Genomic DNA, 21,674 nt, shown 5'->3' with positions numbered 1-21,674 from the left:
GGGGCAGGGTGTCCGGACGTAAAGCGAAGCAGTCCGGACACCCTGCCCCGCAGGCCCGTCACCGCACCCGACAGCCCCGCGCAGCGGCCCCGCCCGCCGCAGGCGCCACGGCGACAAACCCCCACGGCGGGACGGCCGACAACGTTGGGCGAGGCAAAGCGCAGCGGAAGGGCGCAGCGGCCCCGCCCGCCGCAGGCGCAACGGCGGGACGGCCGACAACGTGGGAAGCCGGCCAAGCGCAGCGGAAGGGCAGCGGCCCCGCCCGCCGCAGGCGCCACGGCGAGAAAGCCAACAACGTCGGGCGGGCAAAGCGCAGCGGACGGGCCGCAGGCGCAACGGCGAACAACCACCACGGCGGGAAAGCCGACAACGTGGGACGCAGGCAAAGCGCAGCGGAAGGGCGGAACGCCGAGAACCTACTTCGCCGGCGCCGGCTCCGGCGCGTCCGCCGACTCCGCGTCGTCCGACGGCGGGTCGATCGGGGTCTTGACGGAGTCCAGCAGCAGCTGGGCCACGTCGACGACCTGGACGGACTCCTTGGCCTTCCCGTCGTTCTTCTTGCCGTTGACCGAGTCGGTCAGCATGACCAGGCAGAACGGGCAGGCGGTGGAGACGATGTCGGGGTTCAGCGAGAGAGCCTCGTCGACGCGCTCGTTGTTGATGCGCTTGCCGATCCGCTCCTCCATCCACATCCGGGCGCCGCCGGCGCCGCAGCAGAAGCCGCGCTCCTTGTGGCGGTGCATCTCCTCGTTGCGCAGGCCCGGCACCTTGGCGATGATCTCGCGCGGCGGTGTGTAGACCTTGTTGTGGCGGCCCAGGTAGCACGGGTCGTGGTACGTGATCAGGCCCTCGACCGGCGTGACCGGGATCAGCTTGCCCTCGTCGATCAGGTGCTGGAGCAGCTGGGTGTGGTGGATCACCTCGAACTCGCCGCCCAGCTGCGGGTACTCGTTGGCGATGGTGTTGAAGCAGTGCGGGCAGGTCGCGACGATCTTCTTCGACGCCTTGGGCTTCTTCGTCGACTCATCGTCACTGTCCTCGCCGAAGGCCATGTTCAGCGCCTCGACGTTCTGCTGGCCCAGCTGCTGGAAGAGGAACTCGTTGCCCAGACGGCGGGCCGAGTCACCGGTGCACGCCTCGTCGCCGCCCATGATCGCGAACTTCACGCCGGCGATGTGGAGGAGTTCGGCGAACGCCTTGGTCGTCTTCTTGGCGCGGTCCTCCAGGGCGCCGGCGCAGCCGACCCAGTAGAGGTAGTCGACCTCGGTGAGGTCCTCGACGTCCTTGCCGACGACCGGGACCTCGAAGTCGACCTCCTTGGTCCACGCCAGCCGCTGCTTCTTGGCCAGGCCCCAGGGGTTGCCCTTCTTCTCCAGGTTCTTGAGCATCGTGCCCGCCTCGGACGGGAACGAGGACTCGATCATGACCTGGTAGCGGCGCATGTCGACGATGTGGTCGACGTGCTCGATGTCGACCGGGCACTGCTCGACGCAGGCGCCGCAGGTGGTGCAGGACCACAGCACGTCGGGGTCGATGACCCCGTTCTCCTCAAGGGTGCCGATCAGCGGGCGCTCGGCCTCGGCCAGGGCGGCGGCCGGCACGTCCTTGAGCTGCTCCTCGGTCCCCTTCTCGTTGCCCTCGGCGTCCTTGCCGCCGCCGGCGAGCAGGTACGGCGCCTTGGCGTGCGCGTGGTCGCGCAGCGACATGATCAGCAGCTTCGGCGAGAGCGGCTTGCCGGTGTTCCAGGCGGGGCACTGCGACTGGCACCGGCCGCACTCGGTGCAGGTGGCGAAGTCCAGCAGGCCCTTCCAGGAGAAGTGCTCGATCTGGGAGACGCCGAACTGGTCGTCCTCGCCCGGGTCCTCGAAGTCGATCGGCTTGCCGGCCGACGTCATCGGCTGGAGCGCGCCGAGCGCCGTTCCGCCGTCCGCCTCGCGCTTGAACCAGATGTTGGGGAAGGCCAGGAAGCGGTGCCAGGCCACGCCCATGTCGGTCTTGAGGGCGACCGTGATCATCCAGATGAAGGACGTCGCGATCTTGATGCCGGCGAAGAGGTACGTCAGGTTCTGGAGCGTGCCGACGCTCAGCCCCTTCAGGGCCGCGACCACCGGGTAGGTGACGAAGTACGCCGCCTCGTAGTGGTCGACGCCGTGCTGGGCGCCCTCCAGCGCGTGCAGCATCACGATGCAGATGCCGACGATCAGGATGACGCCCTCGACGAAGTACGCCTGGCCGATGTTGGAGCCCGCGAAGCGGGACTTGCGGCCCGCCCCGCCCGGCCTGCTCAGCTGCCTGATGACGATCAGGGCGATGATGCCCAGGGTCGTCAGCGTGCCCATGCCCTCGACCCACAGCTCCCAGGGCAGCCAGTTGCCGAGGACCGGCAGCAGCCAGTCGGCCTTGAAGAGCTGGCCGATGGCGTTGACGATCGTCAGCAGCAGGGTGAGGAAGCCCACCGCCACGAACCAGTGCGCCACGCCGACGACGCCCCAGCGGTTCATCCGGGTGTGGCCGACGAACTCCTTGGCGACCGTGACCGTGCGCTGCACGGGCTCGTCGGTGCGGGTACCGGCGGGGACGGACTGGCCGAGCCGCAGCTGGCGGTAGATCTGCAGGATGGCACGGCCGAACAGCGCTACGCCGACCGCGATTAGGACCAGCGACACGATGATCGCGGCGAGTTGCATTGGGGGCTCCTCGAACCTGCGAGAGCGGGCGAAATCTAAAGGGATCTGCGGGATCTGAGGGATCTGCGGGACCAGATCAGCCGGATCCGAGCGGAACTACTAAGCAGTAACTTTTTTGGTCTGCGGCTGAGGTTACCCAGTATTCCGGGCCTCATGAAGCCGCCCGGCCGGTGATCTGTGTCGCGCGGGCAACCCCCCCGCCGGGGCTCCGCGTCTTGAGTGGCGGCCCGGTGAGGATAAGGCCCATATAAAAGTTGAGCGCGTCCGACTCAGCTCTGTTGACAGGTTCGGACCTGTGCTGCACTCTTGAGCCTGTTCCACTCAAGTCAGCTGGAGGAATCGAAATGGCACGTGCGGTCGGCATCGACCTGGGCACGACGAACTCCGTCGTCAGTGTTCTCGAAGGCGGTGAGCCCACCGTCATCACCAACGCCGAGGGCGCCAGGACCACGCCGTCCGTCGTCGCCTTCGCCAAGAACGGCGAGGTGCTGGTCGGCGAGGTCGCGAAGCGCCAGGCGGTCACCAACGTCGACAGGACCATCCGGTCGGTCAAGCGCCACATGGGCACCGACTGGAAGATCAACATCGACGGCAAGGACTTCAACCCGCAGCAGATGAGCGCCTTCATCCTGCAGAAGCTCAAGCGGGATGCCGAGGCGTACCTGGGCGAGAAGGTTGTGGACGCGGTCATCACCGTCCCCGCCTACTTCAACGACTCCGAGCGCCAGGCCACCAAGGAGGCCGGCGAGATCGCGGGTCTCAACGTCCTGCGGATCGTCAACGAGCCGACCGCCGCCGCCCTGGCCTACGGCCTGGAGAAGGATGACCAGACCATTCTGGTCTTCGACCTCGGTGGTGGCACCTTCGACGTCTCGCTGCTGGAGATCGGCGACGGCGTCGTCGAGGTGAAGGCCACCAACGGTGACAACCACCTCGGTGGTGACGACTGGGACCAGCGCGTCGTCGACTACCTGGTCAAGCAGTTCGCCAACGGCCACGGCGTCGACCTCTCCAAGGACAAGATGGCGCTCCAGCGCCTGCGCGAGGCCGCGGAGAAGGCGAAGATCGAGCTGTCGTCGTCCACCGAGACGACGATCAACCTGCCCTACATCACCGCCTCCGCCGAGGGCCCGCTGCACCTGGACGAGAAGCTCACCCGCTCCCAGTTCCAGCAGCTGACCGCGGACCTGCTCGACCGCTGCAAGACCCCGTTCCACAACGTCATCAAGGACGCCGGCATCGCGCTGTCCGACATCGACCACGTGGTCCTGGTCGGCGGCTCGACCCGTATGCCGGCCGTCGCCGAGCTCGTCAAGGAGCTGACCGGCGGCAAGGACGCCAACAAGGGTGTCAACCCGGACGAGGTCGTCGCGATCGGCGCCACCCTCCAGGCCGGTGTCCTCAAGGGCGAGGTCAAGGACGTCCTCCTGCTGGACGTCACCCCGCTGTCCCTCGGTATCGAGACCAAGGGCGGCATCATGACCAAGCTCATCGAGCGCAACACGACCATCCCGACCAAGCGGTCGGAGATCTTCACCACGGCCGAGGACAACCAGCCGTCCGTGCAGATCCAGGTCTACCAGGGCGAGCGCGAGATCGCGGCGTACAACAAGAAGCTCGGGATGTTCGAGCTGACCGGTCTGCCGCCGGCCCCGCGCGGTGTCCCGCAGATCGAGGTCTCCTTCGACATCGACGCCAACGGCATCATGCACGTCACCGCCAAGGACCTCGGCACCGGCAAGGAGCAGAAGATGACCGTCACCGGCGGCTCCTCGCTGCCGAAGGACGAGGTCGACCGGATGCGTGAGGAGGCCGAGCGCTACGCGGACGAGGACCACAAGCGCCGCGAGGCCGCCGAGACCCGCAACCAGGGCGAGCAACTGGTCTACCAGACCGAGAAGTTCCTCAAGGACAACGAGGACAAGGTCCCCGCTGAGGTGAAGACCGAGGTCGAGACCGCGGTCGGCGAGCTGAAGGAGAAGCTCAAGGGCGAGGACACCGCCGAGATCCGCACCGCCACCGAGAAGGTCGCGGCCGTCTCGCAGAAGCTGGGCCAGGCCATGTACGCCGACGCCCAGGCCGCGCAGGGTGCCGCCGGCGGTGCCGAGGGCGCCCACGCCGGCCAGCAGGGCAAGGCCGAGGACGACGTCGTCGACGCCGAGATCGTCGACGAGGAGAAGCCCAAGAAGGACGGTGCGGCGTGACGGAGGAGACCCCGGGCTTCGACGAGAAGCCCGACGTCCCCTCCGACGCCGCCCCCGAAGACGCGGCGCAGGCCGAGTCCGCCGACAAGGCGGGCTCGGCCCCGGCCGGGGACGTACAGGACGTGGCGCTCCAGGCGCAGCTGGACCAGGTGCGTTCGGCGCTCAACGAGCGCACGGCGGACCTCCAGCGGCTCCAGGCGGAGTACCAGAACTACCGCCGCCGGGTGGAGCGGGACCGGGTCACGGTCAAGGAGATCGCCGCGGCGAATCTGCTGTCCGAGCTCCTTCCGGTACTCGACGACGTGGGCCGGGCCCGTGAGCACGGCGAACTGGTCGGCGGCTTCAAGTCGGTTGCCGAATCGCTGGAGACCGTGGTCGCCAAGCTCGGTCTGCAGCAGTTCGGCAAGGAGGGCGAGCCCTTCGACCCGACGATCCACGAAGCGCTGATGCATTCGTATGCGCCGGACGTGACGGAGACGACATGCGTCGCCATCCTGCAGCCCGGGTATCGCATCGGTGAGCGGACGATCCGCCCCGCGCGGGTCGCCGTCGCCGAACCGCAGCCGGGTGCGCAGAGCACCAAGTCCGCCTCCGACGAGGACGCCAAGGGCTCCAAGGGTGTCAAGGGGGCCAAGGCTTCGGACGAGGAGAGCGGTGGCCCGGACGAGGGCTGACGCAGTGGCGGCAGAGAGAACCGCGCGGAAGGAGGGACGTCGGGGATGAGCACCAAGGACTTCGTCGAGAAGGACTACTACAAGGTCCTCGGCGTCCCGAAGGACGCCACGGAAGCGGAGATCAAGAAGGCGTACCGCAAGCTCGCCCGCGAGTTCCACCCGGACGCCAACAAGGGCGACGCCAAGGCCGAGGAGCGCTTCAAGGAGATCTCCGAGGCCAACGACATCCTGGGCGACGCCAAGCGCCGCAAGGAGTACGACGAGGCACGGGCGCTGTTCGGCAACGGCGGCTTCCGGCCCGGCCCCGGAGGCGGCGGCAGCTTCAACTTCGACCTGGGCGACCTCTTCGGGGGCTCGCACGGTCAGGGCGGCGGCGCCGGCGGCTTCGGCGGCGGGCTCGGGGACGTCTTCGGCGGCCTGTTCAACCGCGGCGGCACCGGTACGCGCACGCAGCCGCGCCGCGGCCAGGACATCGAGTCCGAGGTGACGCTCAGCTTCACCGAGGCGGTCGACGGGGCCACGGTCCCGCTGCGGATGTCCAGTCAGGCGCCCTGCAAGGCGTGTTCCGGCACCGGCGACAAAAACGGTACGCCTCGGGTCTGCCCGACCTGTGTCGGCACCGGCCAGGTCAGCCGGGGCGCGGGCGGTGGCTTCTCGCTCACCGACCCGTGCGCCGACTGCAAGGGCCGCGGCCTGATCGCCCAGGACGCCTGCGACGTCTGCAAGGGCAGCGGGCGGGCGACCAGTGCCCGCACGATGCAGGTCCGCATCCCCGCGGGCGTCTCGGACGGGCAGCGGATCCGGCTGCGTGGCAAGGGCGCTCCCGGTGAACAGGGCGGCCCGGCCGGCGATCTGTACGTGGTCGTCCATGTCGACGCCCACCCGGTCTTCGGCCGCAAGGGCGACAACCTCACCATCACGGTGCCGGTCACCTTCCCGGAGGCCGCGCTCGGTGGCGAGATCAAGGTGCCGACGCTGGGCGGCCCGCCGGTGAAGCTCAAGCTGCCGGCCGGCACTCCCAACGGACGCACGATGCGGGCCCGCGGCAAGGGCGCGGCCCGTAAGGACGGCACCCGCGGTGATCTGCTGGTCACCATAGAGGTGCTCGTTCCCGGGGATCTCAGCGACAAGGCGAGGCAGTCGCTGGAGACCTATCGCGAGGCGACCGCGGGACCGGACCCGCGGGCGGAGCTGTTCCAGGCCGCGAAGGGAGCTTGAGATGGACAGCCGGGGCGGGCAGCGTCGTAACCCGTATGAACTGACCGATGAGTCGCCGGTGTACGTCATCTCCGTCGCGGCTCAGCTCTCCGGCCTGCATCCACAGACCCTGCGGCAGTACGACCGCCTGGGCCTGGTCTCCCCCGACCGCACCGCCGGCCGGGGCCGCCGGTACTCCGCCCGCGACATCGAACTGCTGCGCACCGTCCAGCAGTTGTCGCAGGAGGAGGGCATCAACCTCGCCGGCATCAAGCGCATCATCGAGCTGGAGAACCAGGTCGCGGCCCTCCAGCAGCGGGTCGCCGAACTCCAGGGCGCCCTGGAGGGCGCGGCCAGCGCGATGCGGCAGCGGGAAGCGGCGGTGCACGCCTCGTACCGCCGTGATCTGGTGCCGTATCAGGACGTCCAGCAGACCAGTGCGCTGGTGGTGTGGCGGCCCAAGCGGTCGTCGGAGTAGCGCGGCAGCGCCACCGCCTCGTACGTGTGCGGGAGGGGCCGGGGATCACCACCCCGGCCCCTCCCGCGCCGTTTCCCTACCGTCAGCAGCCGTTGTATCCCGCGGTCGGCATCGAAAGCCGCCGGTGCACATGGGACTTCATCGTGAGCGTATAGACCGGCTCGTCCAGATCGGCGGTCTCCAGGCGGACGCCCGCCGCCGCGCACCGGGCGCTGAACTCGTCGGCCCCGTCGATGGCGTACTCCAGCGCCCGGCGGTTGGGCGTCACGAACACATCGACCAGGCCCTCTTCGACGTCGCTCCACAGCGCGCTGTGGTCGGCGCGCAGCTGGTGCAGGCTGAGCTGGCAGGTCAGGTGGTAGTCACGGGCAGCCGCCCACTGTTTGCACATGTCGTGCTGGCTGCGGTCATCGACCAGGAACGGATCCTCGTCCAGCTCGGACAGCGGCATCAGGCAGGCGATCGCCGTCACTCGGACCGAGTTCATCGTGCCCTCCGGGGCGTGGCGACTGTGGGGGCGACGATACCCCCGCCGAGGGCCCGCGGTGGAGGGGCTGTACCGGGTGGCGAGGCGTATCCGCAGGCGTGGCAGATCTTCCAGCCGTCCTGGTTCACGGCCAACTGGCCGCCGCACCGGGGGCAGTTCTCGGCGTACGGGCGGGGAGGGGCGGGGCGCGGACGGCGTGGAACGGTCGTCGCGATACCTGATGCCGACGCCATGCGGCCTCCAGCTGCCGTCTTTGTGCCCGGGACAGGTCCGATGCCGCTCGCCGTTGTACGGAGGTGTTCGTTCCTGCCGTTCCTGAGTACCAGGAAGGCGCCCTGTGGCGGATCCGGAGGGGCGGGTTTCGGCCAGGTCCGGACCAGTACGCGTGGCCGGTGCCGCCTGGCACGGGCACGGGTCCGGAACGGGGCTGGTGGAACTCGCGGAAGGGAGTTGGCCGTTGGCGCTCAGGCTCGTCCGAGTGCCCTGGTCACCGAGATCTCGATCATGACGCGATCGGGGTTGGGCTCCGGGGTCCGGCCGTACCGCTCGGCGTACCGGCGCACCGCGTCGGCCACCGACTCGGCGTCCGTGCGCACCCGGGCGACGCCCTCCAGCGTCGCCCAGCGACCGCGGTCCACCTGGCACACCGCCACGGTGGCCCCGTCGGCTCCGGCGGCCAGGACGTTCTTGACCTTGGTGCTGTCCTTGCGGGTGATGATCCGCGCGATCCGCTGCCCGGCGTCGTAGGTGACACCGACCGGCACGACATGCGGTGTGCCGTCCGTACGCAGGGTCGTCAGCGTGGGCATGAAGTACTCGCCCCAGAAGGCGAGGTACTCGGGACTGAGGGCGCTCAGGTCGTGGGCCATGGGGCCAGGGTAGTTGGGGGCCGGAGACCGGCCCCGCCGGCTAGAGGAATTCGCTGGTGTCGAGGTCGAAGGAGAAGGGGGCGGGGAGGGGGACGGGTTTGCCGAAGGGGACGGTGATGTTGCCCACGTAGTCTCCCGCGGACGGATCGCTGAACAGGGTCACCGTGGACTTGTCGCGGTCGATGAGGAGGTAGAGCGGAATGCTGGCGCGGGCGTAGGCGCGCCTCTTGCCCTCGCGGTCGTTACTGGGCTTGGTCGATGTCACTTCGACGACCATGGCAACACCGTCACTGGGCATCCATGGTGGGGCACCCCGGAAAAGGCGCAATGAGCGTGGGGCGATGGTGGCGTCAGGGATCACATGGTCTTCGGGATGGTCACCTGAGCTGGAAAGGACGAGTCCCTTGTAGCCCGAGATCCGCATGGGAGTTGCCGACTCCCCGTACACCTGCTCGTTGACGACGCCCAGGTAGTCCTCGTGATCTCCGTCGGTCGGCGGCGTCACGACAATGTCCCCCTCGATGAGCTCGGCCCGGAATCCCTCAGGGGTGTCCAGGCTGAGAAAGAAGTCCAGGAGGGATTCTTTGTCTGTGGCCATCGGCTCGTATGCCATAGCCGTCATGCTGCACCTCCTTGTGGTCGAAGGCCAGTGTTGCCGGCCATGGCTGGCGGAAGCGGCCGATGGTCGGATCTTCACTCGGAAGCGTGATCGAGCGCCTTGAGTGGAATAGACTCAACTTATCGCACGTTGGCCAAAGCAGGGCTGGCCCCCGCGGCAGGATCGGTACGCAGGAGCGCGCGCAGCGCACAGCACACGAGGAGGAGCACGAGGACGTGGACGCCGAGCTGACCAACAAGAGCCGGGAGGCGCTGACCGCCGCCAACGAGCGGGCGGTGACCGCCGGGCACGCGGACATGACGTCCGCGCATCTGCTGCTCGCGCTGCTGGCGGGGCGGGCGGATGACAACGCCAACATCATGGACCTGCTGGCGGCCGTCGAGGCGGACGCCGCCGCGCTGCGCTCCGGGGCCGAGCGCCTGCTCGCCGGGCTGCCCAGCGTGCAGGGCTCGACCGTGGCACCGCCGCAGCCGGACCGCGAGCTGCTCGCCGTCATCGCGGACGCCGCCCAGCGGGCCAAGGACCTGGGCGATGCGTACATCTCCACCGAGCACCTCCTCGTCGGCATCGCCGCCAAGGGCGGGCGCACCGGCGAGCTGCTGGAGCAGCAGGGCGCCACGGCCAAGAAGCTGCTGGCCGCCTTCGAGGCGAGCCGCGGCGGCCGGCGGGTGACCACCCCGGACCCGGAGGGCACGTACAAGGCGCTGGAGAAGTTCGGCACGGACTTCACCGCGGCGGCCCGCGAGGGCAAGCTCGACCCGGTCATCGGCCGGGACCACGAGATCCGGCGGGTGGTGCAGGTGCTGTCCCGCCGTACCAAGAACAACCCGGTCCTCATCGGCGAGCCGGGCGTCGGCAAGACCGCCGTCGTCGAGGGGCTGGCCCAGCGCATCGTCAAGGGCGACGTCCCCGAGTCGCTGCGCGACAAGCGGCTGGTCGCGCTCGACCTGGGTGCGATGGTCGCCGGCGCGAAGTACCGCGGTGAGTTCGAGGAGCGGCTGAAGACCGTACTGGCCGAGATCAAGGACAGCGACGGCCAGATCATCACCTTCATCGACGAGCTGCACACGGTCGTGGGCGCGGGCGCCGGTGGCGACTCGTCCATGGACGCGGGCAACATGCTCAAGCCGATGCTGGCCCGGGGCGAGCTGCGGATGGTCGGCGCGACCACGCTGGACGAGTACCGCGAGCGCATCGAGAAGGACCCGGCGCTGGAGCGGCGCTTCCAGCAGGTGCTGGTGGCCGAGCCGACCGTCGAGGACACGGTGGCGATCCTGCGCGGGCTCAAGGGCCGCTACGAGGCCCACCACAAGGTGCAGATCGCGGACTCCGCGCTGGTCGCCGCGGCCACCCTCTCGGACCGCTACATCACCTCCCGCTTCCTCCCCGACAAGGCCATCGACCTGGTCGACGAGGCCGCCTCCCGGCTGCGGATGGAGATCGACTCGTCCCCCGTCGAGATCGACGAGCTCCAGCGCGCCGTCGACCGTCTCAAGATGGAGGAGCTGGCGCTCCGCAACGAGACCGACGCCGGCTCCGTGCAGCGGCTGGAGCGGCTGCGCAAGGACCTCGCCGACAAGGAGGAGGACCTGCGCGGTCTGACCGCCCGCTGGGAGAAGGAGAAGCAGAGCCTCAACCGCGTCGGCGAGCTGAAGGAGCGACTCGACGAACTGCGCGGCCAGGCCGAACGCGCCCAGCGCGACGGCGACTTCGACACCGCCTCCAAGCTGCTGTACGGGGAGATCCCGTCCCTGGAGCGGGAGTTGGCGGAGGCCGCGCGGGTGGAGGCCGAGCAGGAGGCGGCCAAGGGCGTCGGCACCAAGGAGCCGATGGTCAAGGAGGAGGTCGGCCCGGACGACATCGCGGACGTGGTCGGCTCCTGGACCGGCATCCCGGCCGGGCGCCTCCTGGAGGGCGAGACCCAGAAGCTGCTGCGGATGGAGGAGGAGCTGGGCAAGCGGCTGATCGGCCAGAGCGAGGCGGTGCGCGCGGTCTCCGACGCGGTGCGCCGCACCCGCGCCGGTATCGCCGACCCGGACCGGCCCACCGGCTCCTTCCTCTTCCTCGGCCCCACCGGCGTCGGCAAGACCGAGCTGGCCAAGGCGCTGGCGGACTTCCTCTTCGACGACGAGCGGGCGATGGTCCGGATCGACATGTCGGAGTACGGCGAGAAGCACAGCGTGGCCCGGCTGGTCGGCGCGCCGCCCGGCTACGTCGGCTACGAGGAGGGCGGCCAGCTCACGGAGGCGGTCCGCCGCCGCCCGTACAGCGTGGTGCTGCTCGACGAGGTCGAGAAGGCCCACCACGAGGTCTTCGACATCCTGCTCCAGGTGCTCGACGACGGCCGCCTCACGGACGGCCAGGGCCGCACCGTCGACTTCCGCAACACCATCCTCATCCTCACCTCCAACCTCGGCTCCGCCTTCCTGATGGACCCGCTCCTGAAGGAGGAGCAGAAGAAGGAGAAGGTGCTGGAGGCCGTCCGCGCCTCCTTCCGCCCCGAATTCCTCAACCGCCTCGACGACCTGGTCGTCTTCCACCCCCTCGGCACCGACCAGCTCCAGCGGATCGCGCAGATCCAGCTGAGCCACCTCCAGCGCCGGCTGGGCGACCGCCGGCTCACCCTGGACGTCACCGACCGGGCGCTGGCCTGGCTCGCCTGGCTCGGCCGGGAACCGGTCGTCGACGCCCCGGCGCCGGACCTCTCGTACGGTGCCCGGCCGCTGCGCCGCCTGGTCCAGACGGCCATCGGCGACCAGCTGGCGCGCGCCATCCTGGCGGGCGAGGTGCTCGACGGGGACACCGTCCGGGTGGATGTGGACGGGGACGGCGAGGGCCTGACGGTGGCGGCGGCGCGCCCGGCCGGCTGACCGTTCCGGCCGGGGCGCGCGCCCGCCGGTCACCGCGGATGCGCCCCGTCCGCCGGCCGGGGTTGCCACGACGGGGCGCATATGGGGGAGGATGGCAGGGACCATACGAAGGGATTTCCACGGTGAGCATCGACCCGTCCTCGATTCCGAATTTCGGGGGCCAGCCCGAACCGCAGCCGTCGGGGCCTGATGGTCCCGTCGTGCCCGACCAGGACCTGGTCAAGCAGCTCCTCGACCAGATGGAGCTGAAGTACGTAGTCGACGAGGAGGGTGACCTCGCCGCCCCGTGGGAGCAGTTCCGCACGTACTTCATGTTCCGGGGCGAGGAGGAGCAGCAGATCTTCTCCGTCCGCACGTTCTACGACCGTGCCCACGGCATCGACGAGAAGTCGAAGCTGCTGGAGGCGATCGACGACTGGAACCGCCGGACGCTGTGGCCCAAGGCGTACACCCACACCCATGACGACGGCACGGTCCGTCTGATCGGTGAGGCATCGATGCTGGTCGGCACCGGTGTCTCGCTCGAACACTTCGTGTCGAGCACGGTCAGCTGGGTTCGCGCCTCGATCGAATTCGACAAGTGGATCGTCGAGCAGCTCGGTTTGGAGGCCGAGATCGAAGGCGACTCCGACGAGAAGCCGGGGGACGACGAGGGCTGAGCCCTGTCCGACCCGCACCCCGGCTGCGCGGGCCCCGGGAGCCGACCGTTGTCGGTTTCCCGGGGCCCGTGTCGTCTGTGACGCCGTTACGGCGGCGCGTCCCGGGGGAGGGCCGCTGTAACGGCGTCACAACGGCAGCGACGCGATCGCCAGCAGATAGACCCCGTACCCGAGCGAGAGCGCGGCGAGCGCGGTGGCGACCGGGACGGCGGTGCGGATCCGGGCCCGCGCCAGTGCCCGTGCGGCCGGCAGCAGCAGCGGGAAGGCCGGCAGCAGGAAGCGGGGCTTCGACGGGAAGTAGCCGGTGCCGCCGAGCGCGAGGGCGACCAGGACCGTGGTGTAGACGAGCAGCGCGACCGGCGGTCGGTCCAGCACCAGCAGCGCGTACAGCAGCAGCGCCACGGCGACCACCGCGATCGTCATGAAGTGCACCGGCGGGGCGCCGAGGAGCACCAGGTGCCTGATCTCCCGCAGGGTGTCGCGCCCGAAGTCGAAGCGGGAGCCCCACAGCTCCTGTACGCCGAAGTACCCGAGCGGCCCGCCGCCGGTCCGCGCCCCGACCCACAGCACATATCCCAGCCAGCCGGCCGGCGCGACCAGCACGGCCGCCACCGGCCGCAGTCCGGGCCCCCGGCCGCCGCCCTCCCCGGCTCTGCCGCTCCGCCGCCGCCACAGCTCCGCGGCCACCCCCGCCCCCACCGCCGCCACGACGGCCAGCCCGTTGGGCCGGGCCAGCCCCGCCGTCGCCGCCAGCACCCCGGCCCGCAGGAAGCGCCGGGTCAGCAGCGCGTACAGGGACCAGGCGGACAGCGCGGTCAGCAGCGACTCGGTGTACGCCAGCGACTCGATGACGGCCTGCGGCAGCAGCGCCCACAGGACGACGAGCAGGGTTCCGGTGCGCCGCCCGTGCAGCCGCTCGCCGACCGCGTGGATCCCCCAGGCGGCCACCCCGGCCGCCGTCCAGGAGACCAGTAGGGCGGCGTTCACCGCCCCGACCGGGACGGCGGCCGTTCCCACCGCCCGCACCAGCCACGGGTACAGCGGGAAGAACGCCAGGTCCGCGCCGGGCAGATCGGGCCACATCCCGGCCGGCACTGGCGCCCCGTAGCCGTGCAGCGCAATGTTCAGATACCACCTGGAGTCCCAGGACCCGCCCAGCAGCGTCCGCGGATGCCGCCCGGTGTGCCAGGCCCACGCCGCGGTGCACAGCAACCCGGTGGCCCGGACCCCGGCGAACAGCACCAGCGCGGTCCGCGCCCGCCGCAGCTCCGCCCGCACCCGCTCCCGTACGGACCCCGGCCGCCCGCCCGGTTCCGCCGCCCGCACCGACGCCGGCGGTTCGGCGGTCTCGGGCGGTTCGGCGGCCTCGGCGGACACGGGACACCTCCGGTTCGGGGGCGCGCCTCCGCGCCGGGGGCAGGTCGGGGCACCGGACCGCTGGGGCCTGTCCGGTCCGCACCCAGATTCCCCGGGCCCCGCCCCCGGCCGCGACCGCAGTCGCCCGAACGGGTGGCGGCCCCCTCACCGGAGCACCGCGGTCTCAGAGCCGCTTCAGCCGCCTCACCGCCTCCTCCAGGGTCGCGGTGCTCTTGCAGAAGGCGAAGCGCACGAACGGGGCGCCCTGGTCCTGGTGGTCGTAGAAGACGGCGTTCGGGATGGCGACCACGCCGGCGCGCTCGGGCAGGGCACGGCAGAAGGCGAAGCCGTCCTGCTCGCCGAGCGGGCGGATGTCGGTGGTGATGAAGTACGTGCCGGCCGGCCGGAAGACCTGGAAGCCGGCGTCGGCCAGGCCGCTGGCGAGGATGTCGCGCTTGGCGCGCAGGTCGTCGCGGAGGGCGGTGAAGTAGCTGCCGGGGAGGGCGAGGGCCTCGGCGACGGCGTACTGGAAGGGGCCGGCCGAGACGTAGGTGAGGAACTGCTTGGCGGAGCGCACGGCCGCGGTCAGCTCGGGGGACGCGGTGACCCAGCCGACCTTCCAGCCGGTGAAGGAGAAGGTCTTGCCGGCCGAGCCGATGGTGACGGTGCGCTCGCGCATGCCGGGGAACGAGGCGAGCGGGAGGTGCTCGCCCTCGAAGACGAGGTGTTCGTAGACCTCGTCGGTGACGACCAGGAGGTCGCGCTCCACGGCGAGTTCGGCGACGGCGGTGAGCTCGTCGCGGGTCAGGACGGTGCCGGTGGGGTTGTGCGGGGTGTTGAGGAGGATGAGGCGGGTGCGGTCGGTGACCGCGTCGCGCAGCTCGTCGAGATCGAGGTGGTAGGTGCCGGTCTCCGGGGAGGGGCGCAGCGTCACCGGGACGCGGCTGCCGCCCGCCATCGCGATGCAGGCGGCGTACGAGTCGTAGTACGGCTCCAGGGCGATGACCTCGTCGCCCGGTTCGAGGAGGGCGAGCAGCGAGGCGGCGATCGCCTCGGTGGCGCCGGCGGTGACCAGGACCTCGGTGTCGGGGTCGTACGACAGCCCCAGGTGCCCGTAGAAGCGCTGCTGGTGGGCGGCGACGGCGGTGCGCAGCTCGGGGATTCCGGGCCCCGGGGGGTACTGGTTGCCGCGGCCGTCCCGTAGGGCGCGCACCGCCGCTTCGCGGACTTCCTCCGGACCGTCGGCGTCCGGGAAGCCCTGGCCGAGGTTGATGGAGCCGGTGCGTTGGGCGAGCGCCGACATCTCGGCGAAGATCGTGGTGCCGAAGGCGGCGAGGCGGCGGTTGAGCAGCGGTCGGTCCATGCGCGCCATCCTGCGCCGAACCTCTGGACTTCCTCAACTGTGCATTGAGCCCTCTTCGGCCGGGCATCAGCCCCTGCACGAGAGACAGACCATGAGAGCCGCCGGAGAGCGCGGCCGGCGGCGCGGTACGGCGCCGCGGCGGCGCACCGGCGCCGGACGGAGCGATGCTCCCCCACTGCCTGAAGGGCGTGGGAGGTGCCCACACGCTTCGGGGGAATGAAAGGAGTGTGAGGCAGGAATGATGGGCCTGTTGTTCTTCGCGGTGATCTGCGTGGTGGTCCTGGGGCTGGTGGGGGTGGCCTCGCGGGGCGGCTCCGGCCGGAAGCGGAGCAAGTACGGCGCGTACACGGGCTCCCGGAGCAGCAGTGGGGGCGGCAGCTGGTGGGCGGCCGGGGCCGGCGACGCCGGTTCCGCTTCGAGCGGCGGGCACCACCACCATCCCCCCTCGTGCGGCGGTGGCGGCGGCCACCACGGCGGCCACTCCTGCGGCGGGCACTCGTCCTGCGGCGGTGGCGGCTGCGGCAGTTCCTGAGGGGCTGCCCTAAGGGGACCCTGACAGGCCCCTGGGGGAACTCGCACGAATGTGCCCACGGTCGCGGCGGATGTCCCGCGCGCGGTCGTGGGCACTCCGCTTTTCCTGGTGGAAATGGCCGTTGTGTCGCGCTCGTACCCGGTCTCCGGCGGTACACATGCGGGCAGCCAATGCGGCCTGGAATATGCGCTCGGCGTATGGCGTGAAACGCTCAACTCCCCTTGTGGGATTGGTTGTTGAACAGGTGAACTGCATGGCCCTCTAGGGGATGGAAACCCGGCGAAGCTGGGTAAAATCGCTGTGGGCGGCGCGCCATTCATGATTCCCTCTCCATTGAGAATCCCCCAGTTCTCGGACCCCACGTGGGCACGAGCCGGCAGGCAGTCGTACATCCCTGATCCTTCTCGGGCGGGCCGGCCCACCATCCACTGCGTGCTTGCGGAGCCGACCCATGCTCACCACCCTGAAAACGACGTACACCGATACCCGCGCATCCGATCTCGCCTGGGCCCTGGGCAGGGAACCCCTGCCGGCCCTGGCCGTACTGGATCTCCAACTCAACGACGCCCGCGTGCAGTTGAGACTGCTCGGGGCGTCCCATCAGGTGCTGCTGGAAGAGGAGCGCGGCAACTGTTCCGAGACGGTCGCCTGTATGCCGGGCAGCAGCACGCCGCTGCCGCTCGGTGTGGCCAAGCGGCTGGGCGACTGGGAGTACGAGTTCGCGGCGCATGTCGAGACGCTGTCGCGCGGCTCGTTCGCCGGGCGGGCGCAGGAGTTGCTCGCGCTGGTCGCGGAGCATCCGCACGGCCTCGCCGGTACGTTCCCGGGCTCGCCGCACGCCTTCACCGCGATGCTGGCGCAGCGTCAGCAGGGGCAGGTGCGCTGGCGGACCTGGCACGCCTATCCGCAGGAGGGGCGGCTGGTGGCGACCCGTACGCGGGTCGGGGTGCGGGCGGTGGTCGCGGCCTGAGGGCCGCCGGACGGGCGTTGGCGGCGGGGGTGGTTCGGGCCCTGGTTCCGTCACGTCCGTGAAGGTGCCAACTGGTGTGTGTGGCACCTAGAGTGCACTCGTGTGGGTGACATAGGGCCACCCCGTCGTCACGTAGCGTTCATGTCATGATCGACCCGCCAGAGCCTTTCCTTGCCGGCGGCGCCCTCGGGCCGCCCGAGGCCATGATGCCGGCCCGGTTGCCGGTGCCGTCCGGGGTCGGCCGGCTGCTGGTGCTCGCGGTGGTCTTCGTCTGCGCTGCCTGCGGTCTGGTCTACGAGCTCGAACTGGTCGCCCTGGCAAGCTACTTGATCGGCGACTCGGTCACCCAGGCGTCGGTCGTGCTCTCCGTGATGGTCTTCGCGATGGGGGTCGGTGCGCTGCTGGCCAAGCGGCTGCGCTGCCGGGCCGCGGTCGGCTTCGGGGTGGTCGAGACGGCCCTCGCACTGGTCGGCGGCAGTTCCGCGATGGCGCTCTACGCCTGCTTCGCGTGGTTCGGGCAGTCCCGCTCCGCGCTCGTCGGTTTCTCGCTGGCGATCGGCACGCTGATCGGTGCCGAGGTCCCGCTGCTGATGACGTTGATCCAGCGGGTGCGCCGGCAGGACGCGGGCGGTGCGGTGGCCGATCTGTTCGCCGCCGACTATGTGGGCGCGCTGGTCGGCGGGCTGGCCTTCCCCTTTCTTCTGCTGCCCTGTCTGGGCCAGTTGACCGGTGCGCTGGTCACCGGCGGGATCAACGCGGTGGCCGGCGCGGTGCTGGTGCTGTGGCTCTTCGGGCGCGAGCTGACCACCCGTACGCGCTGGGCGCTGCTCGTCGCCAACGTGCTGGTGCTCGGGCTGCTCGCCACCGGCGTGGTGCTGGCCGAGCCGTTCGAACAGGCCGCCCGGCAGGCGGTGTACGGGTCGGCGGCCCGGGTCGCGGTGCAGACCGGCATCCAGGAAGTGGTGCTGACCGGCGGCACGGGACGACCGCGCGGCGGCGGGAGCGGTGCGGGGCGGGGGAGGAAAGGTTCCGGCAGGCCGCTGGAGCTGTATCTCGACGGGCGGTTGAAGGTCAGCGCGGTCAACGAATTCCTCTACCACGAGGGGCTGGTGCACCCGGCGATGGCGGGCGGCCCGCACCGCCGGGTACTGGTCCTGGGCGGCGGCGACGGCCTCGCGGTGCGCGAGCTGCTGCGCTACCGCACGGTCCGCTCGGTCACCGTCGTCGAGATCGACCCGGGGGTGGTGCGGCTGGCGCGCACGGACCCCGGGCTGTCGTCGCTCAACGGGCGGGCGCTGCGTGATCCGCGGGTGCGGGTGGTGACCGCCGACGCGTTCAACTGGCTGCGGCAGCAGGCCGCTTCGGGCCAGAGGTGGCGCGCGGAGCGCTACGACGTGATCGTCTCCGATCTGCCGGACCCGGGGATCACCGAGAGCACCAAGCTCTACTCCCAGGAGTTCTACGGCCTCGCCCTGCGGCTGCTGGCCGACGACGGCCGGATGGTGGTGCACGCCGGACCGCCGCGCGCCCGGCCGCGGACGTACTGGACGGTGGACGCGACCCTGCGGTCGGTGGGCCTGGCGACCCTCCCGTACCGCATCCCCGGGCGGCTCTCGGACTTCTCGGGCGGCCTCGACCGCTCGGTCGCGCCGTATGTCGCGTTCGGCCGGTCCGGGGTGGGCGACCGGGCGCCCGCGGCGGTGCCGCACCTCTGGCAGGTACCGCGCGCCGCCCCGCCGAGCGGGGGCAGGTACTGGGGCTTCCTCCTGGCCGCGCGGCAGCCGCCGCGGCCGGCCCCGGCCCCCGACGCACCGCCGGCGGCGTCCGTCGTCCTCGGCGAGTTGCGGGCCGGGCGGCAGGGCGCGGTACGGGACCGGATCCCCGGCCTGTCGCCGTCGACGCTGATGCGTCCCCGGTATCTGGAGTGAGCGCACGGGCCCGACGCGGGGACCACGCACATCCACATAGGGCTCCCCCTGGCGCTGATGAAGGAATTAGGCTCCCATGCCATGGAGCATGAGGTGTACGTCCCGTTTCCCGTCGGGACCGTGCGGCAGGCACTCACCGAGCCGGAGCGGGTGGCGCGCTGCGTCCCGGGAGTCCAACTCGACGCCGATGCGGACCCGCAGCGCCCCGAAGGCCGGCTGCGACTGCGCGTCGGGAGCTCCTCCATCACCTATCGCGGGGCGCTGACCGTCAGCGGCGGCGCGGCGGACGGCGGTACCGCGCCGCTGACCGTCGAGGCGACCGGCGCCGAGACGCGCGGCGACGGGGCGGTGGCGCTGAAGCTGACCGTACGGCTGTCCGCCGCCACCGAACCCGGCCCGGGGACGCTGCTGACCTGCCGGGGCACGGTCCGCAGCGACGGCCGGCTGGCCGACGCCGACGGCAACGCCGTCCGGACCGCCGGGCGCCGGCTGCTGGACCGCTTCGCGCAGAACCTCGCGGCCGATCTGGAGGAGCGGCCGGTGGCGGAGCCGGAGGCCGGCGGCGGGCCGGTGCCACAGAGCGTCTTCGACACCGAGGTGCCGCCGCCGTCGCTCGCCCCGCACAGCGACGCGGAGGACGACGTCAGCGTCGTCGAGGACGCCGAGGAGGCAGCCGCGGCCGGCGCGATGGACGACTTCTCCGTCGATGAGGTCGATGAGGTCGACGAGGTCGACGAGGTCGATGACGTCGTCGACGGAGACGACGAGGACGACCTCGACGGCGAGTTGGGGGACGACCTGGCCGCGTCGGACGGCATCGGCGCCGCGCACGGCTCGGTGCCCGCGGAGGCCGCGCACGCCCGCCGGACGATGATCGGGCGCAGCGCGGAGGAGGTGGACCACGCCCCGCCGCGCGGCCGGTACGCGCCGGTGCCGGCGCCCGAGACGAGCGCGGGTTCGGCGACGCTGCGCTGGGCGGCGCCCGCCGCCGCGGTGGTGCTGGCGTCGGCGGTGGTCGTCGGCCGGGTGCTGCGGCGGCGCCGCTGACCAGGGCGGTCGCCGGCCGGCCGTCCCCCTGCCGGTGCCGGTGACCGGCGGGGCTGCCGCAGCACCGCTAGGGTCGCTTCCGTGAGCACCGAGAACACCACGCAGAGCGCGGCCGGTACGCGCGGGGCGGACGGCGTACGGCTGGCCGCCCGAGACACCGAACTGACCGTTCATCCGGAGAGCGGCTGCCGGATCGGGAGTCTGCGCGTCGGCGGCACGGAGCTGTTGCGGCAGGGCGACAAGTACGGCTGCTTCCCGATGGTGCCGTGGTGCGGCCGGATCGAGAACGGCCAGTTCCGCAACGGCGCCGAGCGGCACCGGATGCCGGTGAACTCGCCGCCGCACGCCATCCACGGCACCGGCCGCGACGTCCGCTGGCGCACCGTGCGTGCCGGCGGCACCTCGGCTGCCTTCACCTACGAGCTGACCGATCCGGCGGCGCCGTGGCCGTACCCGGGGACCGTCACCCAGGTCGTCGAGCTGGCCGAGGACGGCGGTTCGCTGACGCTCACCATGGGCGTCGAGGCGACCGGGGACTCCTTCCCGGCGCAGGCCGGCTGGCACCCGTGGTTCCTGCGGAACCTCGGTACGGGCGGGGACGTCCGCATCGACTTCGCCGCCGAGTGGCAGGAGGAGCGCGGGCCGGACCATCTGCCGACCGGCCGCCGGATCCCGCCGAAGCCCGGCCCCTGGGACGACTGCTTCGGGATGCCGCGCGGTGTCGAGGTGACGCTCACCTGGCCGGAGCGGCTGGAGCTGACGGTGTCCAGCCGTGCCGAATGGGTCGTGGTCTACGACGAGCAGGAGGCGGCGGTCTGCGTCGAGCCGCAGTCCGGCCCGCCGAACGGACTGAACACCGCCCCGCGCCTGGTCACCCTGATCGATCCGCTGGAGATCTCCACGACGTGGACCTGGCGGACGCTGTAGCCGGCGGGCCCGGCCGGCCACAGGCTCTGTCTTAAGCTCATGCGCATGACTGACGACGTGCGCGGCGAGCTGCTGCAGCAGATCAAGGACAAGGCCGTGGTGCACGGCAAGGTGACGCTCTCCTCCGGCAAGGAGGCCGACTACTACATCGACCTGCGCCGGATCACCCTCGACAGCCAGGCGGCGCCGCTGGTCGGTCGGCTGATGCTGGACATCACCGCCGATGTGGAGTACGACGCGGTCGGCGGGTTGACGCTCGGTGCCGACCCGGTGGCCGCCTCGATGCTGCACGCCGCCGCCGCGCGCGGCCGGCGGCTGGACGCGTTCGTCGTGCGCAAGGCGCAGAAGGCCCACGGTATGCAGCGCCGTATCGAGGGCCCGGACATCGCGGGCCGCCGGGTGCTGGTCGTCGAGGACACCTCCACCACCGGTGGCTCGCCGCTGACCGCCGTCGAGGCGGCGCGGGAGGCCGGGGCCGAGGTCGTTGCGGTTGCGACGATCGTCGACCGGGGTGCCGCTTCGGCCATCGCCGACGCCGGGCTCCCGTACATCACCGGATACCGGCTCGGGGACCTCGGCCTCAGCTGAGCGCCGGTCCGCGGGACCTGCTCTGACCTGCTGATTCAAGGCGCGTGTGGCGTGCCGGGGGAGACCCGGCGGGCCGTTCCACGTGAAACGGCGCACGGCGTTTCACGTGAAACGGCCCGCCGCCCGCGCGGGCCCGCCGAACGGGCGATGTGGAGCTGAGCAGCGAGTCTGGGAAGATGTGCCACGGCGAAGTCGTCGCCCCCTGGTCAGGGCCAAGAA

18 protein-coding genes are annotated in these 21,674 nt (G+C 71.1%); 12 read left to right on the top strand and 6 right to left on the bottom strand.

Annotated elements, in window-relative coordinates:
- Nucleotides 1-416: 416 nt before the first annotated feature.
- Nucleotides 417-2,687, bottom strand: coding sequence for a (Fe-S)-binding protein (locus RZ84_RS17315; RefSeq protein WP_043265072.1), 2,271 nt, complete (start codon nt 2,685-2,687; stop codon nt 417-419).
- Nucleotides 2,688-3,031: 344 nt separating this feature from the next.
- Between RZ84_RS17315 and dnaK the strand changes: the two genes are divergently transcribed.
- Genes dnaK through RZ84_RS17295 form a run of 4 tightly spaced genes read left to right on the top strand, consistent with a single transcriptional unit; the run spans nt 3,032 to nt 7,240 of the window.
- Entirely contained in the window at nt 3,032-4,891 is a 1,860-nt protein-coding gene (dnaK, locus tag RZ84_RS17310; protein ID WP_043265071.1) for a molecular chaperone DnaK, read from the top strand.
- A complete protein-coding gene (gene grpE / locus RZ84_RS17305; protein ID WP_043265070.1) occupies nt 4,888-5,565 on the top strand; it encodes a nucleotide exchange factor GrpE in 678 nt (225 codons plus the stop codon). Before dnaK ends, grpE begins: the two co-directional genes overlap by 4 nt.
- A 45-nt stretch (nt 5,566-5,610) precedes the next feature.
- On the top strand, nt 5,611-6,783 hold the full coding sequence (dnaJ, locus tag RZ84_RS17300; RefSeq protein WP_043265069.1) for a molecular chaperone DnaJ: 1,173 nt from the start codon (nt 5,611-5,613) through the stop codon (nt 6,781-6,783).
- A gap of 1 nt (nt 6,784) precedes the next feature.
- Nucleotides 6,785-7,240 carry a heat shock protein transcriptional repressor HspR gene (locus tag RZ84_RS17295; RefSeq protein ID WP_043265068.1) on the top strand — a complete coding sequence of 152 codons (456 nt, stop codon included), beginning with the start codon at nt 6,785-6,787 and terminating at the stop codon, nt 7,238-7,240.
- An 82-nt stretch (nt 7,241-7,322) separates the two neighbouring features.
- On the opposite strand, the gene RZ84_RS17290 is transcribed toward RZ84_RS17295, so the two are convergent.
- The 3 genes from RZ84_RS17290 to RZ84_RS17280 all read right to left on the bottom strand — a co-directional run bounded on the left by RZ84_RS17290 (nt 7,323) and on the right by RZ84_RS17280 (nt 9,218).
- Nucleotides 7,323-7,727, bottom strand: a complete 405-nt coding sequence (locus RZ84_RS17290) for a hypothetical protein (RefSeq protein WP_043265067.1) — start codon at nt 7,725-7,727, stop codon at nt 7,323-7,325.
- A gap of 464 nt (nt 7,728-8,191) precedes the next feature.
- Nucleotides 8,192-8,596 (bottom strand): pyridoxamine 5'-phosphate oxidase family protein, encoded by a 405-nt coding sequence (locus tag RZ84_RS17285; RefSeq protein ID WP_043265066.1) that lies wholly within the window; start codon nt 8,594-8,596, stop codon nt 8,192-8,194.
- 40 nt (nt 8,597-8,636) lie between these two features.
- Entirely contained in the window at nt 8,637-9,218 is a 582-nt protein-coding gene (locus tag RZ84_RS17280; protein WP_043265065.1) for a Uma2 family endonuclease, read from the bottom strand.
- Nucleotides 9,219-9,430: 212 nt separating this feature from the next.
- Here RZ84_RS17280 and clpB point away from each other — a divergent pair, with 212 nt between their 5' ends.
- On the top strand, nt 9,431-12,085 hold the full coding sequence (gene clpB / locus RZ84_RS17275) for an ATP-dependent chaperone ClpB (RefSeq protein ID WP_043265064.1): 2,655 nt from the start codon (nt 9,431-9,433) through the stop codon (nt 12,083-12,085).
- Nucleotides 12,086-12,207: 122 nt separating this feature from the next.
- A complete protein-coding gene (locus tag RZ84_RS17270; RefSeq protein ID WP_043265063.1) occupies nt 12,208-12,744 on the top strand; it encodes a YbjN domain-containing protein in 537 nt (178 codons plus the stop codon).
- A 126-nt stretch (nt 12,745-12,870) separates the two neighbouring features.
- Here the strand turns inward: RZ84_RS17270 and RZ84_RS17265 are convergent, their stop codons facing one another.
- Nucleotides 12,871-14,121, bottom strand: coding sequence for a hypothetical protein (locus RZ84_RS17265; RefSeq protein WP_241777740.1), 1,251 nt, complete (start codon nt 14,119-14,121; stop codon nt 12,871-12,873).
- Between the two features lie 163 nt (nt 14,122-14,284).
- Nucleotides 14,285-15,463, bottom strand: a complete 1,179-nt coding sequence (locus RZ84_RS17260) for a pyridoxal phosphate-dependent aminotransferase (RefSeq protein WP_043265062.1) — start codon at nt 15,461-15,463, stop codon at nt 14,285-14,287.
- Nucleotides 15,464-15,701: 238 nt separating this feature from the next.
- Here RZ84_RS17260 and RZ84_RS17255 point away from each other — a divergent pair, with 238 nt between their 5' ends.
- The 6 genes from RZ84_RS17255 to pyrE all read left to right on the top strand — a co-directional run bounded on the left by RZ84_RS17255 (nt 15,702) and on the right by pyrE (nt 21,455).
- Nucleotides 15,702-15,995: a hypothetical protein gene (locus RZ84_RS17255; protein ID WP_241777739.1), complete on the top strand. Its 294-nt coding sequence runs from the start codon at nt 15,702-15,704 to the stop codon at nt 15,993-15,995.
- Nucleotides 15,996-16,446: 451 nt separating this feature from the next.
- Nucleotides 16,447-16,965: a DUF2617 family protein gene (locus RZ84_RS17250; protein WP_043265061.1), complete on the top strand. Its 519-nt coding sequence runs from the start codon at nt 16,447-16,449 to the stop codon at nt 16,963-16,965.
- 146 nt (nt 16,966-17,111) lie between these two features.
- Entirely contained in the window at nt 17,112-18,893 is a 1,782-nt protein-coding gene (locus RZ84_RS17245) for a polyamine aminopropyltransferase (protein ID WP_043265060.1), read from the top strand.
- A gap of 81 nt (nt 18,894-18,974) precedes the next feature.
- Complete coding sequence (locus RZ84_RS17240; protein WP_043265059.1) at nt 18,975-19,940, top strand: SRPBCC domain-containing protein; 966 nt, start codon at nt 18,975-18,977, stop codon at nt 19,938-19,940.
- Nucleotides 19,941-20,021: 81 nt separating this feature from the next.
- Nucleotides 20,022-20,867, top strand: a complete 846-nt coding sequence (locus tag RZ84_RS17235; RefSeq protein ID WP_043265058.1) for an aldose epimerase family protein — start codon at nt 20,022-20,024, stop codon at nt 20,865-20,867.
- 45 nt (nt 20,868-20,912) lie between these two features.
- Nucleotides 20,913-21,455, top strand: coding sequence for an orotate phosphoribosyltransferase (pyrE, locus tag RZ84_RS17230; RefSeq protein WP_043265057.1), 543 nt, complete (start codon nt 20,913-20,915; stop codon nt 21,453-21,455).
- The last annotated feature ends 219 nt before the right edge of the window (nt 21,456-21,674 follow it).

Origin of the sequence: Streptomyces sp. CT34, from assembly GCF_000805335.1 — a bacterium.
Classification (GTDB): Bacteria; Actinomycetota; Actinomycetes; order Streptomycetales; family Streptomycetaceae; genus Streptomyces.
The sequence above is the reverse complement of the archived record's forward strand: the minus strand, read 5'-3'. Positions and strand labels throughout refer to the sequence as shown.